The sequence below is a fragment of the Chryseobacterium ginsengisoli genome, assembly GCF_039542325.1.
Taxonomy (GTDB): Bacteria; Bacteroidota; Bacteroidia; order Flavobacteriales; family Weeksellaceae; genus Chryseobacterium; species Chryseobacterium ginsengisoli.
Genome location: NZ_BAABHX010000006.1, coordinates 173,579 through 198,949 on the forward strand (window position 1 = coordinate 173,579; position 25,371 = coordinate 198,949).

The 25,371-nt window shown below is 33.0% G+C and carries 24 protein-coding genes; 12 read left to right on the plus strand and 12 right to left on the minus strand.

Translation table 11 applies throughout. The annotated features are described in order from the left end of the window. Positions 1–60 precede the first annotated feature (60 nt). The 3 genes from hpt to obgE all read left to right on the plus strand — a co-directional run bounded on the left by hpt (position 61) and on the right by obgE (position 2,381). Complete coding sequence (gene hpt / locus ABD940_RS17475; RefSeq protein ID WP_345206841.1) at positions 61–615, plus strand: hypoxanthine phosphoribosyltransferase; 555 nt, start codon at positions 61–63, stop codon at positions 613–615. Between the two features lie 125 nt (positions 616–740). Continuing rightward, positions 741–1,319: an adenylate kinase gene (locus tag ABD940_RS17480; protein ID WP_345206843.1), complete on the plus strand. Its 579-nt coding sequence runs from the start codon at positions 741–743 to the stop codon at positions 1,317–1,319. A gap of 78 nt (positions 1,320–1,397) precedes the next feature. Next, positions 1,398–2,381, plus strand: coding sequence for a GTPase ObgE (gene obgE, locus ABD940_RS17485; RefSeq protein WP_345206845.1), 984 nt, complete (start codon positions 1,398–1,400; stop codon positions 2,379–2,381). A gap of 63 nt (positions 2,382–2,444) precedes the next feature. Here obgE and ABD940_RS17490 read toward each other — a convergent pair whose 3' ends face one another. Beyond that, positions 2,445–3,176 carry a class I SAM-dependent methyltransferase gene (locus ABD940_RS17490; RefSeq protein ID WP_345206847.1) on the minus strand — a complete coding sequence of 244 codons (732 nt, stop codon included), beginning with the start codon at positions 3,174–3,176 and terminating at the stop codon, positions 2,445–2,447. Positions 3,177–3,375: 199 nt separating this feature from the next. On the opposite strand from ABD940_RS17490, the gene ABD940_RS17495 reads away from it, so the two are divergent. Further along, a complete protein-coding gene (locus ABD940_RS17495) occupies positions 3,376–3,804 on the plus strand; it encodes a DUF6438 domain-containing protein (protein ID WP_345206849.1) in 429 nt (142 codons plus the stop codon). An 84-nt stretch (positions 3,805–3,888) separates the two neighbouring features. Continuing rightward, on the plus strand, positions 3,889–5,196 hold the full coding sequence (locus ABD940_RS17500; protein ID WP_345206851.1) for a DEAD/DEAH box helicase: 1,308 nt from the start codon (positions 3,889–3,891) through the stop codon (positions 5,194–5,196). A gap of 54 nt (positions 5,197–5,250) precedes the next feature. On the opposite strand, the gene ABD940_RS17505 is transcribed toward ABD940_RS17500, so the two are convergent. The 8 genes from ABD940_RS17505 to ABD940_RS17540 form a co-directional block, all read right to left on the minus strand. Then, a complete protein-coding gene (locus ABD940_RS17505; RefSeq protein WP_345206853.1) occupies positions 5,251–6,399 on the minus strand; it encodes a hypothetical protein in 1,149 nt (382 codons plus the stop codon). Positions 6,400–6,444: 45 nt separating this feature from the next. Then, on the minus strand, positions 6,445–7,206 hold the full coding sequence (locus ABD940_RS17510; protein ID WP_345206855.1) for a TatD family hydrolase: 762 nt from the start codon (positions 7,204–7,206) through the stop codon (positions 6,445–6,447). A gap of 5 nt (positions 7,207–7,211) precedes the next feature. Continuing rightward, positions 7,212–7,727: a DUF4269 domain-containing protein gene (locus tag ABD940_RS17515; RefSeq protein ID WP_345206857.1), complete on the minus strand. Its 516-nt coding sequence runs from the start codon at positions 7,725–7,727 to the stop codon at positions 7,212–7,214. Beyond that, positions 7,720–8,679, minus strand: a complete 960-nt coding sequence (locus ABD940_RS17520; protein WP_345206859.1) for a GSCFA domain-containing protein — start codon at positions 8,677–8,679, stop codon at positions 7,720–7,722. The genes ABD940_RS17515 and ABD940_RS17520 overlap by 8 nt, the downstream gene beginning before the upstream one ends. Before the next feature lie 86 nt (positions 8,680–8,765). Then, the gene (locus ABD940_RS17525) at positions 8,766–9,737 is read right to left on the minus strand and encodes a polyprenyl synthetase family protein (RefSeq protein WP_345206861.1); all 972 of its coding nucleotides are present in this window, start codon (positions 9,735–9,737) and stop codon (positions 8,766–8,768) included. Between the two features lie 102 nt (positions 9,738–9,839). After that, positions 9,840–10,982 (minus strand): inorganic phosphate transporter, encoded by a 1,143-nt coding sequence (locus ABD940_RS17530; RefSeq protein ID WP_345206863.1) that lies wholly within the window; start codon positions 10,980–10,982, stop codon positions 9,840–9,842. A 15-nt stretch (positions 10,983–10,997) separates the two neighbouring features. Beyond that, entirely contained in the window at positions 10,998–11,636 is a 639-nt protein-coding gene (locus ABD940_RS17535) for a DUF47 domain-containing protein (protein ID WP_345206865.1), read from the minus strand. A gap of 150 nt (positions 11,637–11,786) precedes the next feature. Beyond that, positions 11,787–13,499 carry a DEAD/DEAH box helicase gene (locus tag ABD940_RS17540; RefSeq protein ID WP_345206867.1) on the minus strand — a complete coding sequence of 571 codons (1,713 nt, stop codon included), beginning with the start codon at positions 13,497–13,499 and terminating at the stop codon, positions 11,787–11,789. A gap of 227 nt (positions 13,500–13,726) precedes the next feature. On the opposite strand from ABD940_RS17540, the gene ABD940_RS17545 reads away from it, so the two are divergent. The 7 genes from ABD940_RS17545 (at position 13,727) to ABD940_RS17575 (ending at position 21,807) form a co-directional block, all read left to right on the plus strand. After that, on the plus strand, positions 13,727–15,037 hold the full coding sequence (locus ABD940_RS17545) for a TolC family protein (protein WP_345206869.1): 1,311 nt from the start codon (positions 13,727–13,729) through the stop codon (positions 15,035–15,037). 4 nt (positions 15,038–15,041) lie between these two features. Beyond that, positions 15,042–16,322 carry an efflux RND transporter periplasmic adaptor subunit gene (locus ABD940_RS17550; protein WP_345206871.1) on the plus strand — a complete coding sequence of 427 codons (1,281 nt, stop codon included), beginning with the start codon at positions 15,042–15,044 and terminating at the stop codon, positions 16,320–16,322. A gap of 21 nt (positions 16,323–16,343) precedes the next feature. After that, on the plus strand, positions 16,344–17,093 hold the full coding sequence (locus ABD940_RS17555) for an ABC transporter ATP-binding protein (RefSeq protein WP_345206873.1): 750 nt from the start codon (positions 16,344–16,346) through the stop codon (positions 17,091–17,093). 26 nt (positions 17,094–17,119) lie between these two features. Next, a complete protein-coding gene (locus ABD940_RS17560; RefSeq protein WP_345206875.1) occupies positions 17,120–18,349 on the plus strand; it encodes an ABC transporter permease in 1,230 nt (409 codons plus the stop codon). A gap of 97 nt (positions 18,350–18,446) precedes the next feature. Further along, the gene (locus tag ABD940_RS17565) at positions 18,447–19,112 is read left to right on the plus strand and encodes a DUF2461 domain-containing protein (protein ID WP_345206877.1); all 666 of its coding nucleotides are present in this window, start codon (positions 18,447–18,449) and stop codon (positions 19,110–19,112) included. Between the two features lie 394 nt (positions 19,113–19,506). Continuing rightward, on the plus strand, positions 19,507–20,298 hold the full coding sequence (locus tag ABD940_RS17570) for an FkbM family methyltransferase (RefSeq protein WP_345206879.1): 792 nt from the start codon (positions 19,507–19,509) through the stop codon (positions 20,296–20,298). A 9-nt stretch (positions 20,299–20,307) separates the two neighbouring features. Next, positions 20,308–21,807 carry a lipopolysaccharide biosynthesis protein gene (locus tag ABD940_RS17575; RefSeq protein WP_345206881.1) on the plus strand — a complete coding sequence of 500 codons (1,500 nt, stop codon included), beginning with the start codon at positions 20,308–20,310 and terminating at the stop codon, positions 21,805–21,807. Here the strand turns inward: ABD940_RS17575 and ABD940_RS17580 are convergent. From ABD940_RS17580 to aspA, 3 genes are all read right to left on the minus strand, one after another. Beyond that, entirely contained in the window at positions 21,800–22,846 is a 1,047-nt protein-coding gene (locus ABD940_RS17580) for a hypothetical protein (protein ID WP_345206883.1), read from the minus strand. The genes ABD940_RS17575 and ABD940_RS17580 overlap by 8 nt on opposite strands. Before the next feature lie 111 nt (positions 22,847–22,957). Then, positions 22,958–23,812, minus strand: coding sequence for a glycosyltransferase family 2 protein (locus ABD940_RS17585; protein ID WP_345206885.1), 855 nt, complete (start codon positions 23,810–23,812; stop codon positions 22,958–22,960). A gap of 95 nt (positions 23,813–23,907) precedes the next feature. Further along, positions 23,908–25,308, minus strand: a complete 1,401-nt coding sequence (aspA, locus tag ABD940_RS17590; protein ID WP_345206887.1) for an aspartate ammonia-lyase — start codon at positions 25,306–25,308, stop codon at positions 23,908–23,910. Between the last annotated feature and the right edge of the window lie 63 nt (positions 25,309–25,371).

Below are 25,371 nucleotides of genomic sequence, written 5' to 3' on the forward strand. Positions count from 1 at the left end.
AAACACCCTTCAAAAAACTTTCATCAAAAATCCGTAACTTTGCCGCCTACTAAAAATTTTATGGAAAGTATTAAAGTTCACGACAAAACTTTTGTTCCTTATTTGGAGGACGCCGAAATTCAGGAGATTGTAAAAGCTACGGCTTTAAAAATTTATGAAGATTACAAGGATGAAGTTCCTGTTTTCATTGGTGTTTTAAACGGAGTAATCATGTTCTTCTCAGACCTTTTAAAGCATTATCCGGGAGAATGTGAGATTGCATTTATCCAGATGAGTTCTTATGCCGGAACAGAATCTACAGGAATTGTTTACCAGAAAATGGAATTAACGAAGGATGTAAAAGACCGTCACATTATCTTGGTAGAGGATATTGTAGACACGGGAAATACGGTTGAAAGTCTTTTTAAATACTTCAACGAAACACAACGTCCGAAATCTGTAAAAATCGCTTCTTTCTTATTAAAACCTGAAGTTTACAAGAAAGATTTCAAGTTAGATTATATCGGAAAAGAGATTCCAAACAAATTTGTTCTAGGTTACGGATTGGATTACGATGAATTAGGTAGAAACTTACCGAATTTGTACCAATTGGAAGACGGACAAATCAACCATTAAATTGCCATGAGCTTTTAGCTTCCGGCTATTAGCTTTTAAAATTATATCTAAGTAAAAGTAAATATTAACTAAAAAAGCTAAGAGCTTAAAGCGTACTGCCTAAAGCCTGAAGCAAAATGAAAATTATGATAAACATTGTTCTGTTCGGCCCTCCAGGAAGTGGAAAAGGAACTCAAGCGCAAAACTTAATCGAAAAATTCAATTTAAAACAAATCTCAACAGGTGATCTTTTCAGATTCAATATGAAAAATGATACTGAACTTGGGAAATTGGCTAAATCATTCATCGATAAAGGAGAATTGGTTCCGGATCAGGTAACGACAGATATGCTGGTTGACGAAATCAGAAAACCAACCGATGCTGCAGGATTTATTTTCGACGGATATCCGAGAACAGCAGTTCAGACAGAAGCATTGGAAAAAATCGTAAAAGAAGAACTGAATGATGAGATTGATGTTTGTCTTTCATTAATCGTTGAAGATTCAATTTTAGTTGAAAGATTATTGAAAAGAGGTGAAATCAGCGGAAGATCTGATGACAGCAATGTTGAGATCATCGAAAACAGAATAAAAGAATACTACACAAAAACAGCAGAAGTAGCCGAACTTTACAAACAACAAGGTAAATATGTAGAGATTAACGGTGTAGGAGATATCAACGAAATCTCTGAAAAACTTTTCGCTGAAGTAGAAAAAGTAAAATAAGGAATTAGGGTTTAGGAATTAGGTAATAGTTTACGCTAAATCCTAGGCTCTAAGCCCTAAATCCTAAGTTAAAAAAATATGTCAAATTTTGTAGATTACGTAAAGATTCATTGTAAAAGCGGTCACGGAGGTGCAGGTTCTGCTCACCTTCGCCGTGAAAAGTATATTCCCAAAGGTGGTCCTGATGGTGGAGACGGAGGTCGAGGCGGTCATGTTATCATGAAAGGAAATGCTCAGGAATGGACTTTACTTCCGCTTCGTTATACCCGTCACGTAAAAGCTGAACGTGGTGAAAACGGAGCAAAAAACCAGTTAACAGGAGCTTACGGAGCTGATGTTTATATTGAAGTACCTATCGGAACCATTGCTAAAAATGAAGAAGGAGAGATCATTGGCGAAATCATGGAAGATGGTCAGGAAATCATTCTGATGGAAGGTGGAAAAGGTGGAAAAGGAAATGAGCATTTTAAATCTTCTACTAACCAGACTCCACGTTTTGCACAACCCGGAATGGACGGTCAGGAAGGTTTTGTAGTTTTTGAACTTAAAATCTTAGCAGATGTAGGTCTTGTTGGTTTCCCGAATGCTGGAAAATCTACTCTTTTAGCATCTGTTTCTGCGGCAAAACCGAAAATTGCCAATTATGCATTTACCACTTTAACGCCCAACTTAGGAATTGTTGATTACAGAAATTATAAATCTTTTGTAATGGCAGATATTCCGGGAATCATTGAAGGTGCTGCAGAAGGTAAAGGTCTTGGTCACAGATTCTTAAGACATATTGAAAGAAACTCGATCTTGTTATTTTTAATTCCTGCAGATTCTGAACAGCATTTTCAGGAGTTTAAAATTCTTGAAAACGAATTGAAAGAATATAATCCTGAATTATTAGACAAAGATTTCATTATTTCCGTTTCAAAATCTGATCTTTTGGATGACGAACTTAAAAAAGAAATTGCTGCCGAATTCCCTGAAAATAAACAGCCTTTGTTTTTCTCTGGAGTTACAGGAGAAGGTCTTGTAGAATTAAAGGATGCAATCTGGAAACAGTTGCACGGGTAAAATTTAAATTAATTTATTATATAAAAAATCCGTCTCATAATTTGAGGCGGATTTTTTATATAATTACTTTGTACAGATCAGTACTTTTTCGTTCTGGGAAAATCCGTAATAATCATCTGCCGCAAAAGTCCTTACTTTTACCTGAAAACCTGCTTCTTTTAACCTGCTTTCCAAAGCTTTTACTGAATAGATTCTTACATGATCTTCCTGTCCAAAATGTTTTAAACGTTCTTCATCAGTAACAATAGAGTAATCTTCATAGATTTCACCTTCTTTAAAAGGAGTCTGTATCAATACATTTCCACCAATTTTTAATACTCTGTACAGTTCACTCATTGCTTTTCTATCATCAATAATATGCTCTAAAATATGATAGCAGATGATAAGATCAAAAGTTTCATCTTTACAGTCGATATTTGTAATATCATAACAATGATCAGCTATAAAATCATTTCCGAAATCTGTTGCAAAATATTGGATGTCAATTTTCTTTTTCCATTTCCTATATAAAATTCTGAAAGGTGAGAAATCCAAAACAACGATATTGGGCTTAAAGAATTCTTCGGTCAAAAGCTTATACAATCTTCTTGCTCTAGAAATACTTCCACAGACAGGACATATAAGATCTCCATTCCCCAATTGAGCGAAATTCTTCAGCTTTGTTCCACAAACATTGCATTCATGATTCTTACCCTTATAAAAAGGGATCAGAAGTCTTCGGAATCGATCTTCATTATTGATAAGGGCTTTCTGAGGAATAATATTTTTAGCAACCGACTTCAGGAAGTTATACATAAATAAGAATGTGAAATTATAATGATCAAAATAACAAAAATTTATCCGAAAAATCTTTTCTTAATATTAAATTTCTATTTAATCTTTTTTTATCTCTAATTTTGGAACAATTCTTGGAAGACACCACAAAATTTAAACTATGAAATATTTATTAGCCCTTTGCTCATTTATCTTTTTGTTCTCATGTAACTCTCAAAAAATGATCTCAAAGTATTCTAGAATTGAGTACGAGGCAACACCTTGTTTCGGATCTTGTCCTATTTTTAAAATAACGATCAATCCGGACAGAACAGCTGTATTTGAAGCTGAACATTTTAACTTTTCAAAAGGGTTTTCAAAAGGGGAATTCGACAAGCCGAGAGAAGGAACTTTTAAAGGAACAATTAAAGAACCAGATTACAACAAACTTATAGCTTTATTGGATGGTCTTGATGTAAAAAACTTAAATGATAAATACGGAGAAAGAAACGTTACAGATCTTCCAACATCTTATTTAAGAATTAATTTTGCAGATAAAACGTCTAAAACAGTAGAAGATTACGGCAAAAAAGGAACAGAAAAACTGGTAGAAGTTTATAAGTTTTTTGAAGATTTGAGAAACAACCAACAATGGACAAAAGTGAAATAACTCACTTAAAAATATTTAAGCTACCTTTGCAAACATAATTCCTTCATTTTGAAGGAATTTTTATTTAATATAAAAACAATTCATTTGAATTTTACAGATTTAAACTTAATCGAACCCATTGCAAAAGCAATTGAGGAACAAGGATATACAAACCCAACTCCCATTCAGGAAAGATCAATTCCTGAAATTCTACAGGGAAAAGATTTTTTGGGTTGCGCGCAGACGGGAACAGGAAAAACGGCAGCATTTGCCATTCCTATTTTACAGAATCTTTCTAAAAATAAAACGCCAAACAAAAATATTAAAGCGTTAATATTAACTCCTACAAGAGAATTGGCGATACAGATTGAAGAGAACATAAAAGCTTACGGGAAACACCTACCATTAAGGCACTTAGTAATTTTCGGAGGTGTAAAACAGGGAAATCAGGAAACGGCTTTAAGAAAAGGTATTGATATTTTGGTGGCAACTCCGGGAAGATTGCTGGATTTTATTGCTCAGGGAATTATCAGTTTGAAAGACCTTGAAATTTTTGTCCTGGATGAAGCCGACAGAATGTTGGACATGGGTTTTGTACACGATGTAAAAAGAATTATTAAGCTTTTACCTCAAAGAAGACAGACATTATTTTTCTCTGCAACAATGCCTTCTGAAATTCAGAAATTAGCAGATTCTATTTTGAACAATCCTGTAAAAGTAGAAGTCACTCCGGTTTCTTCAACCGCAGAAACAATTAAACAGTCGGTATATTTTGTTGAAAGAGATAATAAACTAGATCTTTTGACACATATTTTAAAGAATGATATTGCGGATTCTGTTTTGGTTTTTGCCAGAACGAAACATGGCGCAGATAAAATTGCAAGAAAACTGCAGAAAGATGATATTACGACAGAAGCAATTCATGGAAATAAATCTCAGAATGCACGCCAGAATGCTTTAAGTAATTTTAAGTCGGGGAAAACCCGAGTTTTAGTTGCAACAGATATTGCAGCAAGAGGAATTGATATTGATGAGCTGAAATATGTTGTTAATTTCGAGCTTTCAGACGTTTCCGAAACCTACGTTCACAGAATCGGAAGAACAGGAAGAGCCGGAGCTGAAGGAAACTCTATTTCTTTCGTTGACGGGCTTGATTTATTAAATCTAAGAAATACTGAGAAACTTATCGGAATGAAAATTCCAGTGGAAAAGGATCATCCGTTTCATACGGACAATTTGGTTGCTCAGAAAAGAGATTCAAATAACAAACCAACAACGGCAGGTGGAGAAAGACCAAGAACTTCAAGATTCAGTTCTCCAAAACCTAATAAAAATAAAAAAGCAACGGATTCTACTGCATCTTCGACAAGCTTTAAGAAGCCGAAGAACAAGAATTTCACAAGAAAGAAATAATAAAAAAGCCTTCTGATCGGAAGGCTTTTTTATATTAAATTAAGATTCATTGAATTATATAAATGGAATTTTATCTTTTATAAATTCTAATAATTTTTCTTGAGAATTTCCAGAGGTATCATATTTTATATGCAGGAAAAATACAATGAAAAAAAGAATACTTACAAGCAACAAAGAAGTATTAAACGTCCCTTCTATATAAGGTTTTCTTTTATCATTATCTGGTAATGCCAATATGATAAGTATGATAAGTAATAATGCATAGATATGATTCCAACGGAACCAATCTGCACCTAAAAAATACAGTGGACTAACCCAAATTAAAGACATTAAAACAAAAATTTTAAATACTTTTACTTTTAATGGTAAATATCTTTTTACGAATGCAAAAAATAAAAATATCATAAGTAAAAGCTCCAAAGCAAATAAGATGTACGATTTATAGGCAGCAAACATCTCTTTTCTTTCTTTTGCCATATCATACGTGAAGATGTTTAATTCACTAAGTTTTATCCCTCTAAGCTTTAAAATTTCTATCGTTTTTCCTTGGTTGATTTCTCCTCCAAAAAAGAATAATATTCCGACTGTTAATGTAGATACCAAAAATAAATTTAGTAGATATTTTAAATTAATTTTATTAGTCTTTAAAATATAAACAGCAATAATAAAAGGCAAATAAAAATAAAATAATTCATGTAAAAATAAACCTACAATATAACCGATGAAAAGAATATATTTCTTCAAATGGTTTGCTTCTCCATAGGCAAAGAAAGCCACTAATGCAATTAAGATAATCTCTTTTCTACCGGAATTAAAAATATTAATAGGGATAAATAAAAGACAAAGTGGAGAGCACAACAATATTAAAATATCCCAATTTATTTTTTTTAGTAGAAATAAACGAATGATAAAATAAAATATCATCGTCACAAAAAAAAACTGAATAATAAAAATCTGAGTATTGAGTGGTATCTTTAATATGTCTTGAATGAAAAATAGAATACTTCCGGAAAATCCTCTACGCTTAAATCCTCCATCTTCATAATTTATTAGCCAGTCAGAACCAGTCCAGCTGACCTCCGGAAGATGAGATTTAATATAAAATTGAGCAACTATATATGCTAAAATTATTATAAGAAATCCTATATAACCATAAAGTTCAACATTTTTAGATATTTCTCCTATTTTGTGTTTAAATTTCAAATGTTTTAGTATTTCTTATAATAATTTTAATCAATTTAAATATACCTAAGAAAACATTTTCTTTGCATTCTCAGTCGTAATTCTATCAATTTCCGAAAAATCCACCTTATAAATATCAACTAATTTTCCGGCAACAAGATCAAGATAAGAACTTTCATTTCTTTTTCCTCGGTGTGGAACCGGGGCTAAATACGGAGAATCTGTTTCCAAAACAATTTTATCTAAGGAAATTTCATTTAAAAACTGATCGATTTTACCATTTTTAAACGTCACTACTCCACCAATTCCTAAAATAAAATTAAGATCAATCGCATGTTTTGCCTGCTCTAAATTACCAGAAAAACAATGAAAAATCCCTCTTAGTTTCGGATGCTTTTTTCTTTCTAATACCTCAAAAGTTTCATCAAAACTTTCTCTTGTATGAATCACAATTGGCAGATCTTTTTCAATTGCCCAGTCGATCTGCTGTTCAAAAGCTTTTACCTGAATATCCAAAGTAGTTTTATCCCAATATAAATCAATTCCGATTTCTCCAATAGCCGGAAAAGCCCTTTGATCCAAATAATTTTTAACGGTTTCAAGTTCTTTTTCCCAAGTTTCAGGTTTTACATAACAAGGATGCAAACCCATCATTGAGAAAATTTGGTTTGGATATTCCGCTTCCAATTGCAGCATTTTTTCATGAGATTCTGAATCGATTGCAGGCAGATAAAATTCTGTAATTCCTTTATCTAAAGCTCTTTGAATAGCCTCTTTTCTATCTTCATCAAATTCTTCTGCGTATAAATGTGTATGTGTATCAATCATTTTCTTTAAAATTTTAATAGATCTTCATAAGGATTTTCCATACCCAGTAACATTCCAAAAGCGGGTTCTGTTTTGATTCCCTGTTTCTTCAATTCTATTATTTTTTGTTTAAAATCTTCTCCTTTTTCCTGTAATATTTTATATTCTGCAATCATATGAAGATAAGCGTTTTGCCGTTTCACAGGCTTATTCTGACCAAAAATTTCAATTGGAAACTCTTCTAGCATAAAATTTAAGACAATTGATTTTTCGCCATTAATTATTATCTTCTCAAGATTAAAATTATTGTAATTCTGAAAGTTTTGATTTAAAAATTCAATAAAATCAATCTCATTTTTAACTTCACAAATAATGTCCAGATCGCTTCCTTCAACATCAATTTCAATCGGAATAGTTCCCGCTAATACTGGCGAATAATTTTTCAGCTTTTCGAAAATTTGATATTTAATGAGAACTTCAAAAGCTCTTTTTTGTGTATCATTTCCGTTTTTCAAATAATCAATCGTAGTAAAATCAATCATTTAAAAATATTTTATGTTTTACTTTTTGTCGCTGAATTTCAATTTTTTGGTTTAATTTTTCTTTAAATTCGATATACTTAGGATCTTTTTCGTCGCTCGTTCTATGTTCTAAAGCCTGATTAATTTTGAAATTTTCTTTAATAAAATCTTTAGTTTCTTCAGAAAAATAAGCATTTCCAAATTTTTCAAAAATATAATTTACCGCCTGATTACTAGGATGGATCATATCTTCTTTATAAAAACGGTAATCTCTAAGATCATCCATTAAAATTTCATAAATCGGAAGATAATGGCAGTAATCCAATCCTTCGATCATTTCGTGAATTGCAGTAATTAATTTCGACTTACTTAATTGATTTTCAATCATTCCGTCCTTTGTATGACGAACGGGCGAAACTGTGAATAAAATCTGAACATTATCTTTACAAATATCATTTAAATTTAAAATCGTATTGTAAATAGAATCAGTCAGTTCCTGATGAGTCAATAATCTTTTTTCAAAGAATTTTTGGGGAATTTTATGGCAGTTTGCCACTAATTTTTGCTTCGGAACAAATTCATAAATAAATGAACTTCCGTATGTTATAATTACCCAGTTTGAATTTTGGAGAAAAGAATTTCCTTTCTCAAGATCAGCATTAATTTTCGCTAATGTCTGATGAATATATCTTGTATCAAAACTAGAATGATGATCTAAAGAAATGAATTCATCATTAAAGGTTATTAATTCCTCCTCATGATAAAACTCTGCATCATGGAGTCTTTTAATGGAATCACTAATAGAAAAAGGGTTGAAAATCGTTCCAAAAGGATTATTAACTGTCTGCAATTGTCCCTGCTTCAGTAAATCCGACATTTCAGAAGCAAAACAGGAGCCTATTGAAAATATTTTATCTTCAACGCCAATCTTCTTCTGTGATTCTTTAATGTCAACTTCTGTTCTGAATTTCATGTTTTTGGGATTAGGATTTAGGATTTAGGAATTAGTTAAAAGCTGTTTAAAAACTCAGCCCTAATTCCTAAAACCTACCACCTAATTTAACTTTCTCTTCTCAATAAATAATTTGCCAGTTCTGCGAAAGGTTTTTTCTTTTCTTCCGGGATATCGATTTTCTTAAGGTAACTTTGTCCGATTTCGTTGTGTTTTTCAATTAAACGTAACGCCTTTTCATCCACTTTTGTTCTTCTGAAAATCTTTTCTACACCGTAAACTTTATCAATATTATCGGTCTTTTTAGAATACCAGTAGTCAAGTTCTTTTCTTTCTTCTTCTGTCGCATGCTCTCTCGCCATCAGATAAAGAACCGTTTTTTTATTTTCATAAATATCTCCCGCATGTTTTTTACCAAACTGAGCCTGATCTCCGAATACATCTAAATAATCATCCATGATCTGGAATGCAATTCCGATATGTTTTCCGAAGTTGAAAATTGCTTTTGCATCTTTGAAGTTTGCTTTTGCAATTAATGCTCCTATTTCGAAAGATGAAGCACTCAAAACTCCGGTTTTATAAGTAATCATTCTTATATAATCATCAAAAGTTACATCCTTTTGAGTTTCAAAATTGATATCATATTGCTGACCTTCACATAAAAGCAAGCCTGTATGAGTGAAAATTCTTATACAAGCTTTAAAAATTTCAGGTTCAAGATCTTCGAAAAATTTATATGCTTTTAACATTAAACCATCACCGGAAAGAATTCCTACATTGATTCCGTGTAAAGTATGGATCGTAGGCTTATTTCTCCTCAAAGGTGCTTCGTCCATAATATCATCATGGATCAGCGTAAAATTATGGAAAAATTCGATTGCCAAAGCGGGTTTTATCGCTTCTTTCATATCACCCCCAAACAGATCACAAGCCATTAAAACCATAATCGGACGAAGACGCTTTCCTCCGTGAGAAATGATGTAATTCATCGGCTCATATAATTCCGCAGGTTTATCTTTAAAAGTATATTTGGTAATGGCATCAGCAACAATCTGTTGGTATCTGTCTAAAAATTCCATAAATTTTAATAGTTTAAGCAAAAATACGATTTTTCGAGGCTTTATAAAACAAAAAACTTTGCCCAAATGAGCAAAGTTTTAATAATATTTAAAATTTGTATTTTAAGAGAAGAATGCTACAAGAAGATAAGTAACTCCTGCAACAATTGCTGAAATAGGAATTGTAAGAACCCAAGCCCAAAGAAGACTTACAGTAATTCCCCATCTTACAGCAGAAATTCTTTTTGTAAGACCAACTCCGATAATAGAACCAGTAATTGTGTGTGTTGTAGAAACAGGAATACTCAACTGATCTGTAATGAAAAGCGTGATTGCACCTGCTGTTTCTGCACTTACACCTTCCAATGGAGTTACTTTCGTAATTTTAGTTCCCATTGTTTTAATGATCTTCCATCCTCCACTCATTGTTCCTAAACCGATTGCTAAGAACGAAACCAAAGGAACCCAAAGGTAATGTTGAGCAAAATAATCGAAACGTTCAGCAGATGGTATGTTTACATAAAGAGGATCATGCAACATTTCAACGTGATAATAGATCAATGCAGCACCAATAATACCCATTACTTTCTGAGCATCATTCAAACCGTGTCCTACACTAAACAAAGCTGAAGAAACAAGCTGTAACTTTTTAAAAGATTTGTCTGCTTTGTATGGATTTGATCTTTTATAAAGGTGAACAATAATTAATGTGATGATAATTGATATAACCATCCCTATAATCGGCGCCATGAAAATGAACAGGAAAATAGGTATTACTTTATCAAATTTCACTACACTCTGAGTAGTTAATTGATGAAAAGCCAGTTTTAAGGTATCAAGTGATCCTAAATTTGGCTGTGATGACACCACATCGTGATAATCCAGCATAAAAGCATGCATTAATGCAGCTCCCAAAAATCCTCCGATCAATGTATGTGAAGATGAAGAAGGGATCCCAAACCACCATGTTAAAAGGTTCCATGCAATTGCTGCCACAAGACCTGAAAATATCACTTCAAGCGTGATAAAATTTTCATTAACCGTTTTGGCAATGGTATTTCCAATTCTGAATTCACCTATTACATAAACTGCTAAAAAGAATGCTGCAAAATTCCAAAGTGCTGCCCAAAGAACAGCCTGAAAAGGCGTTAAAACCTTTGTAGAAACAATTGTTGCAATTGAATTGGCGGCGTCATGAAAACCATTGATATAATCGAAGATTAGAGCTAAAGCAATAATAACCGTAAGTAAAATCGGAAATTCCATTTTTTGTTATATTGTTTAGGCGTATTTAATCATGATGTTCTCAATTGTATTGGCAACATCCTCTGCTTTGTCAGTTACTACTTCAAGATAATTAAGTACCGATGAAATTTTAATAATGTTGATTGCATCGTTTGTTTCGAATAATTCTACCATAGAATTTGACAACAAATCATCAGCAATATTTTCAATTGAATTTACTTTGATACAAGCTTCTTTTACCTGCTCCATATTTTTAAAACCTTTAAGGTTTTTCATCGCATTCTGAATCTCAAGACATGCCTTGTGGATCAATAAAGAGAAATCTGAATATGCCTTCATTTCAGGCGACTTGTATAGGAAAATGTATTTTGTAGAAGCGTAGATATAATCTGCGATATCGTCTAATCCTGTTGCTAACGTGTGGATATCTTCTCTGTCGAAAGGAGTAATGAAGTTTTTCCCCAATTCTACGAAGATCTCGTGTGTTAATTCATCATTTTTGTGTTCGTAATCGCTCATTTTCTTCAACATTGTATCGTCGTTTACGTCGAAATCTTTGATACCAGTATTGAAATCCTCAGACATTGCTACCAGATTTTCAGTTACTTTTTCGAAAAGCACAAAGAAGATTTTATCTTTAGGTTGAAAAGCGTGGAAAATATTACCAATTCCCATTTTTAAGTTTTTATAATTCGTGTGCAAATTTCTTAAAAAAGAGCCTTACCAAAAAGCATATAACATTAAGTTTTGTTAACATTGAATTCACACTTCGTTAGCAAACAAAAAAACCGGCACAAAGCCGGTCTTATATAGTTCAGAATGAGTTTAGTTAGCCTCTTCAGCTCTCATATCTTTTCCTCTGAATTTCATTGACTGAATATTGCTTAAAAGGTCTCCTTTAAACGATTTTTCAACCTCAAAGAATGAAAATTTTTCTAAAATTTCAATATCTCCGATTTCAGCTCTTTTTTTACTTTTTCCGTTAGAAGTAGCTTTATTGATAATATCCAAAACATCAAGTTTCTTCAATTGATCTTTTTTACCAAGATTGAAGAAGAATCTTACCATATCCTCGTTCTTTCTTCTTGGTTTTGCAATACGCTCTCTTCTATCTCCGCTTCTTTCGTTTCTGTCTCCTCTGTCGCGGTCTCTGCCTCTGTCACGATCTCTTCCTCTATCGCGATCTCTACCACCTCTGTCATCGTCACGACTGCTTAGTTTCATATCAACAAGGTCTTGTTTATCTTTATAGAATAAAGCAAGATCTTTCAACTGGAACTGAAGTAATTTGTGAACAAGTTCTTCTTTCGTGAAGTTTGATAAATCAGGAATTAAAGCATCATCAAATTCAAAGAAATCTTCGTGTACTTCGAATAGACTTTCAAAAACGCCACCAACCTGAGCTTTAACGATATCTTCTCCCGTAGGAATTCTAGCTTCGTTAATGTCAATTTTAGTAACAGATTTTATTTGTTTTAATTTTCTGCTTTCTTCAGGCTTAATCAAAGCAATTGAAATACCGTCTTTTCCAGCTCTACCCGTTCTACCACTTCTGTGAACGAATACTTCAGGATCATCCGGTAAAGAGAAATGAACAACGTGTGTAAGAGAGTTTACATCCAATCCTCTTGCTGCAACATCTGTCGCTACAAGAATATCAATGTTTTTCAATCTGAATTTCTTCATCACCGTATCTCTCTGAGCCTGAGAAAGATCACCATGAAGTGCATCTGCAGCATAACCATTCTGCATCAAGAAATCAGCAACTTCCTGAGTTTCCATTCTCGTTCTGCAGAAAATGATTGAATACTGATTTGGATTAGCATCAATTAATCTCTTAAGAGCCTCTTTTTTCTGACGGTAACCTGTCACATAATATTCATGTTTAATGTTCTTTTTAACCTCGTTAATAGAACCTACAGAAATTCTGTGTGGCTTTGTCAAATAATTTTTAGAGATTCTCTCCACCTCTTTACTCATCGTTGCCGAGAATAAGAAAGTTTGTTTTGTTTCAGGAGTTTCGCTCAAAATTGTTTCCAATTCGTCTTTGAAACCCATTGAAAGCATTTCATCAGCTTCGTCTAAAACCAACCAATGAATCGCTGAAAAGTCAAGCGCTTTTCTGTTAATTAAATCAATAACTCTACCCGGAGTTCCCACAATGATTTGCGGTTTATCCTTTAAAGATCTGATTTGCTCCATAATACTGCTTCCACCATAAACTGCTGTAGTTTTGATATCTTTCATGTATTTAGAGTAATTTTTTATGTCTTTAGTAATCTGAAGACATAATTCTCGTGTCGGACAAAGCACCAAAAATTGGATTTTGCGACTCGTTGCGTCAATCATATCCAAAATCGGAAGCGAAAACGCTGCTGTTTTGCCTGTCCCCGTCTGCGCAAGTGCGATCAAATCGCGAATATCTGAAAGAATGAAAGGGATAGTCTGTTTTTGGATTTCTGTCGGGCTTTCGTAACCCAGTTCGCCAATGGCCTTAAGAATGTCAGGACTTAAATTGGTCTCCGTAAATAAATTCATTAAATATTTTAAAATTTTTGCAAAGATACAACAAATATTTGACTTGTTTTTGAATGAAGTGTTAAATAAGTAAACTTAAATTCAGAATTCTTTAATATTTTTTTAATTTTTAAAAAATTTACCGCAAAAAAACGGCTCCTGTGTTAAAAACCTGTTAAACATTATTTTTTTTCATTAAATTGGATTGATTTTTTCTTTGCTATTTATGAATTTTCAAAAATTAAGCTATGAATCGTAAATTTTTCTTTTTGATATTCTTCTTCAAAACGCTCGAAATATTCGCACAAACTAATAACTATCCACCAAGCTGGACATTGGAAAACTGTATCGAATATGCAAAAGAAAATAATATTTCAATCAACTCATTAAGATTATCAAAAAATTCTGCAGAGCAGGATCTTCTTCAGGCAAAAGAAGCAAAATATCCCAACCTTAACGGAACAGTCTCACAAGGACTTTTTGCCGTCAATGGAAATAATGGGCTAAATGTAAACGGTGCTCAGTCTCAAAATATTGGAGCAAATTCTTCCATGACGTTATATCACGCGGGATATATTAAAAACAATGAAGTTTCGAAAAACCTTCAACTTCAGATGGCAGATTTATCTGTGACAGAAGCACAAAATAATATCACATTAACGATTACTCAGGCTTTTTTGAATATTTTAATGGCACAGGAAAATATCATTTCGCTTGAAAGTGTTTTGACAACCACAAAAACTCAGCTAAAACAGGGCGATCAGTTTTATAAAGCAGGAAATATTTCAAAATTAAATTACCTTCAAATTCAGGCTCAGGTTGCACAGGATGAATATAATTTGGTTGCCGCACAAAACAGCTTGAGAACAAATATTGTTAATCTTAAACAAATTTTACAACTTCCCACCACTTATGATTTCCAAATCACTAAACCCGACAGTATTATTGTTGATGAAAATTTAAAATCTTTATCTGAGGTTCAGAATTTAGCACAAAACCAACGTCCGGAAGTAAAATATGGAGAATTAAATGTTGAAAATTCGAATACTAATTTAAAAATGACTCAGGCTTCCATTCTTCCTACTTTGAATGTCGTTGGAAATATTTCAACTAACTACGCTTATAACAATGGAAATTATTTTAATCAATTAGGTAATAATTTTTATCTGCCAATTGGTTTAAGTCTGGGAATTCCCATTTATAATAACAGAATTTATAAAACAGCTGTTGAAAAATCAAAAATTGAAATTCAACAAGCTAATCTTGATTTATTAAACACAAAAACAATTCTTAATCAACAAGTTGAACAATCATTTATCAACCTTCAAAATGCACTTTCACAATACGAATCCGCTTCCAAGCAAATGGATCTCAACAAACAAAGTTATGACATTGTAAATGCTCAAATGAAAATCGGAAGCATTGATTATGTGCAACTTCAACAACAACGACTTAATTATATTCAATCAATACAAAATTATCTGCAGTCGAAATATTCTGCGGTTCTCAATAAACAGATCTACGAATTTTACGCAGGAAACCCAATAAATATCAAGTAAAACTATGAAAACAAAAAATAAAAAATGGCTGTATTGGATCGTCGGTGGTATCATTGTTTTGGGGGCGGTTTGGTATTTTTTCATTCGGGAGAAAGAGGTTAAAATCCAGCTTGAAACAGTACAACCTGAGATGGGCGAAATTTCAAATTCCATTACAGCAACAGGAACAGTTCAACCTGTTGATACAGTTGCAGTAGGAACACAGGTTTCTGGAATTATCAAAAACATTTACGTTGATTTCAATTCTACAGTGAAAAAAGGAGAACTTTTGGCAACTTTAGATCCCGATCTTTTACAATATCAAACTGAACAGATCAATGCTAATTTGCAAAATGCAAAAAGTAATCTTTCGTATAATGAAATTAATTTCAACCGTCAAACTCAGTTATATAAAGTCGGGGCTGTAAGTAAAGCGGATTATGATGTGGCTCAAAACCAAATCAATGCAGCAAGAGCGCAGGTAAATTCTGTAAGTGCGCAACTTTCTACAGCTAAGAAAAATTTATCACTGACTAATATTTACTCACCCATCGACGGAACGATTCTGAATAGAAATGTAAGTGAAGGACAGACCGTTGCATCCAGTTTCAGTACTCCTACTCTTTTCAGTATTGCTAAAGATTTAACGAAAATGCAGATTCGTGCTTCGGTAGATGAAGCGGATATCGGAAATGTAAAAATAGGCCAGAAAGCAACTTTTACCGTCGATGCTTTTCCTGATGAAACTTTTAACGGAAGTGTTTCCGAAGTACGACTACAGCCAACAGTTTCATCGAATGTTGTGAATTACACAACTATGATTAATGCCGATAATTCAAGCTTAAAATTAAAACCGGGAATGACCGCAAATATTACAATCTACACAGAGGTTTTAAATAATGTCATGAAAATTCCTGCTGCAGCCACGAGTTTCAGACCGGATAGTTTGGTAATTAAAAAATATAAAGTTGCCTCACCTTTTGCGAATGGTAAAAAAGGAAAAAGAAAAGGGAATGGACAAGGGAAAAATCTATCAACTAATGAAAATAAAAACGAAGCTGCAGTCTGGATCATCGGAAAAGACAGCACAATCACCCGCAAAAAAATAAAAACAGGAATGGATAATGATACAGAAATTCAGGTGATTTCAGGTCTGAATAAAAACGATAATATTATTACAGGGTATAAAAGTTTGTCTAAAAAATCTTCGGGAGGTGCTGCAAAAAGTCCATTCATGCCTCAAAGACGAGGAGGTGGAAACGGCGGTGGAAATCGAGGCGGAACCGGAGGAGGTGGTCCGAGATAAATTTATCTAAAATTTGAAATCATGGCAGAAAAAATTCTCGAAATAAATGAATTGAAAAGAGAGTTCAAGATGGGCGACGAAATTGTCCATGCCTTGAAGGGCGTTACATTTTCTGTTGAAAAAGGTGAATTTGTGACAATCATGGGAAGCAGTGGTTCCGGAAAATCTACATTATTGAATATTGTTGGATGTCTAGATAAACCCACCAGTGGAGATTATATTTTGGACGGAGTCAATATTAAAAATCTGGATCGTGACGAACTGGCAATTTTAAGAAATCAAAAAATCGGATTTGTTTTTCAGTCGTACAATCTTTTGCCCAGAACGACTGCGAAAGAAAATGTGGAACTTCCGCTTTTATACAATTCGAAAATATCATCGGAAGAAAGAAACGAACGTTCTATCAAAGCTTTAACAGCCGTAAAATTAGAGACCAGAATCGATCATTTACCCAATCAAATGTCGGGTGGACAACAGCAAAGAGTTGCGATTGCAAGAGCTTTGGTTAATGAACCTGTAATGATTTTGGCAGATGAAGCTACCGGAAATCTCGATACTAGAACTTCCTACGAAATCATGGCTTTAATGCAGGATTTGAACAAACAGGGAAGTACGATTGTTTTCGTAACGCATGAACCGGACATTGCCACTTTCAGTAGCCGTACAGTCACTTTAAGGGACGGAAAAGTCATTAAAGATGTAAAAAATGAAGACATAAAATCTGCCAGAGAAGCCTTGGAAAATCTTCCTGTAAATGATGATTATAAATAAATTTTAATCAAAAAAACTGAAACGAAATGAATCTTTCAAATCTCTTCAGAATCGCCTGGAAAGCTCTTTTACGAAATAAACTCCGTGCATTTTTAACTATGCTCGGAATTATCATTGGGGTCGCTTCAGTTATCGCAATGACCGCGATTGGTGAAGGTTCCAAAAAAAGTATTAGCGATCAGCTTTCTTCAATGGGTTCGAATATGATTACAATTCGTCCCTCAAGCAATGTAAATGTTTCAGGAGGAGCGAGAATTGGCGCAACAGGCTTACAAACACTAAAATCTCAGGATGCAGACGCGATTGCGAAAGGCGCTCCCGATGTATCGTATGTTTCACCCGCGGTTCAGACAAACGGACAGGCAATCAACGGTCCGAATAACTGGCCGACTCAGTTGCAGGGTGTAAATGAAGATTATTTCAGCATCAGAGATTGGGGAATTTCCGACGGCTCGCTTTTTACTAAAAAAGATGTAACGTCTTCCAACAAAGTTTGTTTACTTGGTCAAACAGTTGTTACAAATTTATTTCCCAACGGTGAAGATCCGGTTGGAAGCATTATCAGATTTAATAAAGTTCCGATGAAAGTAATCGGAGTTCTTTCCTCAAAAGGTTCGAATGCTTTCGGACAGGATCAGGATGATGTGATTATTGCACCTTTCAATACAGTTCAGAGAAGATTTTTGGGAATTACCTATGTTCAGACAATTTATGCTTCTTCTACGAATGAAAATACCTCTCAACAAGCTACAGATCAGGTTTCTGAAATTTTAAGAAAACAACATAAACTTCCGCTTGACGGGAACAGTGACGATTTTTCCGTGAGAACTCAGGCAGAATTGATTTCTACAATGAGCTCTACAAGCCAGCTTTTAACCGTACTTTTATCCGCCATTGCCGGAATTTCATTAATTGTTGGGGGAATCGGAATTATGAATATCATGTACGTTTCTGTGACAGAAAGAACTAAAGAAATAGGTTTAAGAATGTCGATCGGAGCAAGAGGAAAAGACATTTTGTATCAGTTTTTAATTGAAGCTATTATGATTAGTATTACAGGAGGAATTATTGGCGTTTTGTTAGGGATTTTAACCACAAAACTGGTCACTTTTTTCCTTTCATGGCCGACTTTTATTACAGAATCTTCAATTATTGTCTCATTTATTGTCTGTGCAATTACAGGTGTATTTTTTGGATATTATCCTGCTTTAAAAGCATCAAAACTAGACCCGATCGAAGCATTGAGATATGAATAGTTTTTGTATTTTTGGTTGTTAGTTGATAATTAATAAGCAATAATTTCTCACCCTTTTTCTATTTAATTATCTTAGTAACAATAAACTAAATATTATTATGTCCGCAACAATCTCTCCAAAAGTTTTTGATTTCTTAAACAAGCTTACTTTAAATAATAACCGTGAATGGTTTACTGAAAATAAAAATCTTTACACAGAATCACAGCAAAATATAATTGCTTTTCTTGAAGATTTAATTAATGAAATGTCTGAATTTGATGATGAATTAAAAAAAATTGATGCTAAAAAATCATTGTTCAGAATTTATCGTGATACAAGATTTTCGAAAGATAAAATTCCTTATAAAACCAATTTCGGAGCATCTTTGGGAATGGGAAAAGGAAGCCAGAAAGGTGGATATTACCTTCACATGGAGCCTGGAAAATCTTTCATTGCAGGAGGAATCTACATGCCTGAATCTTCTGTTTTAAAGGAATTGAGAAAGGAAATTTCGTTGTATGGAGAAGATTTTCTTAAAATCATCAATGATAAAGATTTCAAAAAACATTTCCCTGAGCTTGATCAGGATGATAAACTGAAAAAAATTCCACAGGGTTTTGAAAAAGAAGATCCAATGGGGGAATATCTGAAACTGAAAAATTTCATTGTCGTTTATAATTTAAAAGATGAAGAAATTCTGGATAAAAATGCCGTAAAAAATCTTACAAAAGTTTTCAAATTAATGAAGCCTTTGAATGATTTTCTGAATACGCCGTTCGTATAGGTGGAATGATGGGTAATCAATTTTCTAATATCCTGTAATTCACAATTTATTATTAATTATTGATTTTCTAAATTTATCGGGTAAAAACTTTGTAGTTATTTCTAATGCTGAAATGAAAAACTATCGCCTAGCCCTGATCGCAGCAATTGTTTGAGCTCATTTTCTTGGTTTCGGCGGCAAAGCCGCCGCCGAAACCAAGAAAATAGCGAGTGCGGAGAGCAGGAAAAAGCTTCAAATAAAAAGTGAAATTCTACTTGACATTGAAATTAAATCAACTTTTTTATAAATTTTAAGCATTAAACTAATCACTGATTTTCAATTAATTACAATTAAATATTTTTAACAATAATTTAACCATTTTTCTTATATTTGCTGATTAGTCAAAATGCCCACAATGTCCTTATACCAAAGAATTGCCGAAAAACTGCAATACATCAGTCCGAGTTTTTATAAAAAAAGATATTTTAAGAATTTAAACAATCTTAATAAAGATAATTTCTCGGCAAGAAATGTAGAACCGGAATTGGTCTGGATCAAAGAATTTTTGCCCAAAAAAGCTGTAATTCTGGACATTGGCGCAAACGTAGGAACTTTTTTGTATCAATTGGAGAACAGATTGGATCATGAACACATTTATGCTTTTGAGCCCAACAAAAAATTGTACAGACGTCTGAAAAGACTGTTCCCTACAATGAGAGTTCTTCCTTTGGCACTTTCCGACGAAAATACGACGGCTGAATTTAAAGTTCCGATCATTAATGGGAAAATGATAGCCTCAAGAGGAACATTAAACACAGATTACAAAGAAAAAGGCGAAGAAAAAAGCTATACTGAAAAAGTAAAAGTGATAAAACTTGATGATTGGTCAGCAATTGAGCATTTTCACAGACTTGATTTCATCAAAATAGATGTTGAAGGTAATGAAATGAAAACGCTTTACGGAGCAAAGGAAATTATCAAACAATTTGCACCTACTTTGATGGTGGAAATGGAACAAAGACATCATGAAACCCCGATCTGGAAAGAAATTTCCGAGGTTGAATCTTGGGGATATGACGCAAAATATTTAAACAGACATAATTTTGAGCTTGAAAAGTTAACGGAAGAAATTCTTTTGAAAAATATAAGCGACGAAAAAAATAAAACGGAATACATCAACAACATTATTTTTATTCCCAAAAACTAATAAAAAATCATGAGTGTAGTAGCGAGGCAAGGATTTAAATATTCCATCATTGGCTATCTTGGTTTTCTGTTGGGGACCGTTTCGATTTTTATTTTCATGAACGATCTTGAGTTTTACGGAACATTAAGATACATCATGCCAACTGCAGAAATGCTTGTACCATTCGTAGTTTTCGGAATTTCGTATGCGAATGTAAAATTTTTCCCTAAAGTAGACAAAGACGGGAAACGACAGAATATGCTATCGCTTTCATTGGCTTTGGTTTTTATCAATTTTATTGTTTTTCTGTGTATCTTTTTCCTGATTCCGTATTTTTTTCCAGGATTTAAGAATATGAAAGCCTGGAAGATCAAAGAAATTATCCTTCCTCTTACTTTAATGCTTTCATTTTGTGCTATTTTCAACAAATATATTTCGAATTATAAAAGAATTGTTGTTTCCAATATTTTTGATAATTTATTTCCAAAAATTGCCAATCTCGGAGCTTTTTTAATCTTCATTTATCTCGTTTCGCGGTATACAGAAACTTCACCGATTCCTGAGAGAATTGCATTGATATTCTTTTTCGGCATGTTTGCCTTGATGTTTGTCGGATATGTTTTTTACACCAATAAACTGGAAAAAATTAAATTCGATTTCAGTACGGATTACTTTAAAAAAGATGATTTTTATAAAGAATTTGCGGCTTACAGTTTTTTCGGATTTTTAGGAACATTTGGTAATTATCTAGCAATCAACAGTTTTATGATTGGCGAATTTCTGGGAATGGAAGAAAACGGAATCTATTCTACGCTTTATGCATTGATATCATTAGTTTCAATTCCACAATTAGGCTTATTCAATATTTCTGCACCTATCATCAGTAAAAATCTTGCTGACGGAGACATGGAAGGATTGGATAAATTTCATAAAAAAACATCTCTTACTTTGTATTTTCTAGGAGCTGTTCTATTCTCCTGTATCATGGTTGGATTTCCTTATCTGACTTATTTTATGCCTAAAAACGGAATGATGCTGAGAGAATATGAACCTGTCGTATGGATTTGGGGATCAGCAGTTTTGGTGGATTTAGCAACCGGATTCAACGGAAATATTATTTCACTTTCAAAATACTATAAATTTAATATTATTGTCATGCTTTTATTGGCAGGATTAACGATTGCTTTAAATCTTTATTTCCTTAAAAATACAGACTTGAAACTGATTGGAATTGCTTTATCTACTGCCATTTCTTTGACGACTTATAATGTCATAAAAATCATTTTCAATTATTTTATGTTTAAAGTTTCTCCGTTATCGATCGAGATGATTTTCGTTTCTATTATCTGTACTTTGGCAATTACGGTCGCGATTGTTTTACCGAATTTCAGTAATAATTTCATCAATTTGATTTATAAACCTGCAGTCGTTCTAATCTTGATTTTTATCGGAAATTACTTCACCAAAGTTTTTCCTATTGAGGATTATCTGAACAAAAACTTTATTAAAAGTATTTTTAAATTTAAATAGAAATCAATCTGTTTAAAACTTTTTCTAATTTTTCCTGAACCGAGTTTTTATTATAATCTTTTTGGAAATCGAATTGAGAGTTTTTAAGTCGTTTAAACTGTTCAAGAATATTTTTCTGTTCAGGAATAATAAACTTTAATTTCGAAGGATAATTTGAAGGAAAAACAGCTAATTTCCCAAATTTTATTGCATCCCCTAAATTTCCTGTCATTTTGGTTTTGCCATAAATTTCTTTTTGGCTGAAAAATTCGGTTTCCTGCTGAATCGGACACCACAAAAAATCTGTTTTTTGCATCCATAATTCAAATTCCTCTGAAGAAACTCTTTCTGAGAAATATTTAATGTTAATATTTTGTGGAAGATTTAACGATAAATTTTCGAGTTGTTCTAATTCATCGTCTTTTGCTTTTCCGAGAAATATAAATGTAAATTTTTCGTCTGTTTTGAAATTTTTAATGATTTTAAAAACGTGATTATAATCTCTCCTTTTTTGAGAAACACCACCAGGAATTACGACAATTGTATCGTTATTGAATTGCTTTTCTGAAGTTTCAGTATAAAAGAGAGGCAAAAATTTAAATTTGTCGGAAGAAAGCTCTTCATCTAAAACTAAAATATTTTTCGCTTTTTGATAGGGTTTTGATGAATAATATAAACCTTCTTTCCACCATAATTTCAACCTGTAAATAACATCTTCTTTGAAAATACTTTTGATTAAATTAAACCTTGAAGTATTTGTAAAATTGATGTTATGAACAATCACTGAAGTATTATATTTCTGAACAATAGCCTGAAAAGTATTGAAATAACGATGAATCGTGCCAATAATAATCAGATCATAATTGTTCGTTTTCAACTGATCTAAAATCATTGAACTGTCGGACAAAAAAATTGATTCTCCATTATCAACAATCTGATCCTTAATCTTTTTTGAAAAATAATAATCCACTGAAAAAGATTGGGAACCTTCCATAATTTTCATGAAAGATTGCGCAATTTCTGCGTGAGTATCGATTTCTATGTAGGCTATTTTTTTCAAAGATTATTATTATTTAACATGATGTCATTTCGACAAAGGAGTTCACTACAACTTCTTTTCGTTCTGAATGACGAATATTATGCTTATTGGTCTTATTTATAGTCAGAAACATTACATCTTTAACCACTTTTTCTTCAACATATTCCAACGTTGATCGTTGATGATTTTCTGTTCGTGTTTTGATATTTTTAATTCCAATTTATTCGAGCAACAATTTTCGTAAGCTTTAATAATATTAAAGAAAAAAGAAACGGATTTACTTTTCATGGCTTCTTTTGAAGAGGCTACATAAGCTAAAAACCTATTTAATCCTAAAAAATAAAAATACCGTCCATAATAATCTGCAGGTTTTATTGTGTAATCTGCACCTTTTACTTTGATTAATTTCACATGTAATTCAGGTAAAACAATTTCTTTCCAACCCAAATTTTCAAGTAAAATCGAATCGATATTATCCCAACCTAATGTTTCACGAATTCCACCCATTTGAATAAAACTTTCTTTCCGGTAAGCTTTCATCGGACCTCGAACATGATGTTTATTAGAATTCCCTTCATAAACCCAATCTCCATCTTTTTCCACATATAATAATCCGCCGATCAAGCCATATTTTGGATTGTTTTTAAATGAGTTTTCAACTTTTTCAAGGTAATTTTCAGATAAAATTATGTCGGCATCGAATTTACAAATGATCTCAAATTCGTCAATATTTTGAGTATTTAAACCATTTTTAAAAGCATTCACCACTTTTGAACCCGGTTGATGTGCAGATTTTTGAAGATTAACAGTTTCAAATCTGGAATCATTATCTGTATATTTTTTGATAACTTCAGAAGTTCCGTCCGTTGAACCGTCATTAACAATCACTACCTTGAAATCCTTAAAACTTTGCTGTTGTAAAGAATCCAGTGTGAATGAAAGATTATTTTCTTCGTTATGCGCAGGAATGATGATTAGAAATTTCACTTTCAAATTATAAATGATGAATGATAAGTGATAAATGGTTAATAAGACATTTAAAATTTAATCTATAAATTACCATTTATCACTTATCTTTTATATTACTTGTTATGCGGTTTCAGCATGTTTTTAGGATCAAGAATTTCATCCAGTCTTTCTTGGGAAAGAAGTCCTTTTTCCAAAACTAAATTATAAACGCTTTTTCCTGTTTCCAGAGCTTCTTTCGCAATCGCTGTAGATTGTTTGTAGCCGATGTAAGGATTTAATGCTGTTACGATTCCGATGCTGTGTTTTACCATGTTTAAGCAAACATCTTTGTTGGCTGTAATTCCTACAATACATTTTTCACGAAGTGTATCCAAAGCGTTGCTCAGGAAATGAATATTTTCCATAATGGCGTGAGAAAGTACCGGTTCCATTACGTTTAATTGTAATTGTCCTGCTTCTGCAGCAAAAGTCACCGTAAGATCATTTCCAAAAACCTTAAAACAAACCTGATTAACAACTTCCGGAATTACAGGATTCACTTTTCCAGGCATGATCGATGATCCCGGTTGCATTGGCGGTAAATTAATTTCTGAAAGTCCGGCTCTTGGTCCTGAAGATAATAATCTTAAATCGTTACAGATTTTCGATAATTTTACCGCAAGACGCTTCATTGCTGAGGAATAGATTACATAAGAACCTGTATCCGGCGTTGCTTCAACTAAATCCGGAGCAGAAATTACAGGAAAACCCGTTAATTGAGCCAAGTTTTTCGCACAAAGCGTTGCATATCCAACCGGAGCATTAATTCCTGTTCCGATTGCCGTTGCACCCATATTTACTTCTACAAAAAGATTAGCATTGTTATTTAATTTAGAAATATCTTCTTCCAAAGTCGCTGCAAACGCTTCAAATTCCTGCCCCATAGTCATTGGAACAGCATCCTGAAGCTGCGTTCTTCCCATTTTAATTACATCCTGAAACTCTTTTCCTTTTGCTCTGAAAGCCTCAACGATTTTCTCCAATTTTTCAACCAAAGAACTATTCATCTGCAACAACCCCATTTTGATTGCCGTAGGATAAGCATCATTCGTTGACTGAGAAAGGTTGATATGATCATTTGGTGAACAAAATTCGTATTCCCCTTTATTTTTGCCTAATTTTTCTAAGACTATGTTCGCAATTACTTCATTTGCATTCATGTTAATTGAAGTTCCCGCTCCTCCCTGAATCATATCCACAGGAAATTGCTCATGAAACTGTCCGTCAATTAATTCATCACAAACTTCAGCAATTTTAAAATATAAATTTTCATCAAGCAAACCAAGTTCGTAATTGGTTTTTGCAGCAGCTTTTTTAACGAAAGCCAGCCCTTTAATGAATTCAGGATAAGAAGATAAAAGCTGTCCCGATATCTTGAAATTATTGATCGCTCTTTGCGTCTGTACACCATAATAAGCATTTACCGGAACTTCTAATTCGCCCAATAAATCGCTCTCTTTTCTGAAATCTTCCATTACAGATTTTTTTAATATTTTGAGGTTTTAAAGATAACAAAAACGCACCGAACCCGATGCGCT